Here is a 701-nt window from a genome sequence, read left to right as displayed (position 1 = left end):
CCAGTACTTTCTGTATATCTCCGATGGATAAGATCGAAGGAATCAGCTCTTCCGTTAAGGCTGGATAACTTTCTCTCACATTGTCGACGAGAAGCTTCGTCTCCTGACGACCAATCAACTCGTGAGCGTGACGCTTAATGATTTCCGTTAAATGAGTAGCTACGACAGATGGTGKGTCTACGACAGTATAACCGGATAGTTCGGCTCGTTCCTTCGTCGCTTCGTCGATCCACAGGGCTGGCAACCCGAAAGCAGGCTCCATGGTTTCGATTCCAACGACCGAATCATCATCGAGTCCTGGACTCATAGCCAAATAATGGTTAAGTAATAATTCACCACGTGCTACCGTATTCCCTTTAATCTTGATGACATATTCGTTCGGTTTAAGTTGAATATTGTCGCGAATCCGAATAACCGGTACTACAAGACCTAGTTCCAAAGCGATTTGTCGACGGATCATGATGACCCGGTCGAGCAAATCTCCACCCTGTTGCGCATCAGCAAGAGGAATAAGCCCGTATCCGAACTCGAATTCGATCGGGTCCACCTGCAATAAACTGATGACACTTTCCGGGCTTCGCACTTCCTCGATCTGCTGCTCCTCCACCATCTGTTCCGATTCGGCCTGCTTCTGATTCAAGTTCCGTTGCATCCGGAGTGCACCTAGTATCAGTACACCTGCGATAGGGAAAGTGGTGTAC

The 701-nt window shown here is 48.3% G+C and carries 1 protein-coding gene; it reads right to left on the bottom strand.

The window, feature by feature from the left end:
- Positions 1-701: FHIPEP family type III secretion protein (locus tag AC1DWB_RS36700; protein ID WP_477545963.1), on the bottom strand; the 701-nt coding region annotated here is incomplete at both ends.

It is taken from the genome of Paenibacillus sp. P4_E11 (genome assembly GCF_056401635.1).
This window is presented reverse-complemented; position numbering and strand designations above follow the sequence as displayed.